Annotated in this window: 2 protein-coding genes; one reads left to right on the top strand and one right to left on the bottom strand. The window is 69.2% G+C overall.

Annotated elements, in window-relative coordinates:
• Positions 1 to 287: 287 nt before the first annotated feature.
• Entirely contained in the window at positions 288 to 722 is a 435-nt protein-coding gene (locus ACZ58X_RS40200) for a PhlB family protein (protein WP_387932700.1), read from the top strand.
• Between the two features lie 201 nt (positions 723 to 923).
• Here the strand turns inward: ACZ58X_RS40200 and ACZ58X_RS40205 are convergent.
• Positions 924 to 1,313 (bottom strand): electron transfer flavoprotein subunit alpha/FixB family protein (locus tag ACZ58X_RS40205; protein ID WP_470338518.1); only part of this gene is annotated, 390 nt, incomplete at its 5' end.

The raw sequence follows: 1,313 nt of genomic DNA on the forward strand, positions 1-1,313 counted from the left end.
TCCGCCGCGAACGGAGCGATCTTCGCCTCGGCCAGCGAACGCACCGCCTCACGGAGCATCTCGTGCTCCTCGGAGATACGGAAGAGATCGAAGTCCTGGCTCATGATCGCCACTCCTGTTTCACGACGGTACTCAGTACCCTTCATTATGCACGTGCGTGGCAAAAAGGGAACTCAGTGCCTTCACAGGATGGCACTGAGTTCCCTATCCTTTTCCTGCCGAACTACCGCCGAACTACTGACGTACTTCAGCCGACAGAGCCGGTCCGAGCGCAGGGAGATGACAGCGTGGTCCACTCAGCCATCGATGCCGACACCCGGAGCACGACGCTGTACTTCCAGCGCTGTACCTGGTGCAACAACCCGACCTTCCAACGGCTGCTCTGCCCCACCTGCGGCTCCACCGAGCTGCGACTGGAGCCCAGCGAGGGCACCGGCGTGGTCCGCCGCTGCGCGGTCGAACAGGCCCGGACGCCGCTGGTCCGGCAGAAGTCGCTGATCCGGATGGAGGAGGGGTTCGACGTCTGGTGCATCGTGGACGGGATGCGCAGCACCGTCCCGGTCGGCACCCGGGTGCGGCTGTACTCCTCCCCCGACTCCGAGCAGCCCGAGCTGCGGCTGCTGCCGATGGAGGAGCCGCCGCCGGTGCAGGACCTCGAACCGCGGCCGCTGCCGCCCACCAAGGGCGGTTTCACCCAGCACCTGGCGGCCTTCGCCGAATAGCCGGCGGAGTCGGTTCCCGGATTTCGGACCTCGGACCTCGGACCTCGGACCGGGACGGCGCGCGGGCGGCGGGAACGGGAGACCACGGGCCGGGAACGGTGAACAACGGAGGGCGTGGCACTCGGTACCGGGGTACCGAGTGCCACGCCCTCCGGTCGTCGCGGGGTCGCCGCGAGGTCGTCGCGAGGTCGTCGCGGGGGATCAGCCCTTGCGGGTCTTCACCTCGGCGGTCAGCTGCGGCAGCACCTCGAAGAGGTCGCCGACCACGCCGTAGTCGGCGAGCTCGAAGATCGGGGCCTCGGGGTCCTTGTTGACGGCCACGATGGTCTTCGAGGTCTGCATGCCGGCCCGGTGCTGGATGGCACCCGAGATGCCGTTGGCCACGTACAGCTGGGGCGAGACCTGCTTGCCGGTCTGGCCGACCTGGGAGCTGTGCGGGTACCAGCCGGCGTCGACGGCGGCGCGCGAGGCACCGACGGCCGCGTCCAGCGCGTCCGCGAGCTCCTCGACCACGCCGAAGCCCTCGGCGGCACCGACGCCGCGGCCGCCGGAGACCACGATGGCGGCCTCGGTCAGCTCGGGACGGCCGGT

The organism is Kitasatospora sp. NPDC040550, assembly GCF_055594965.1.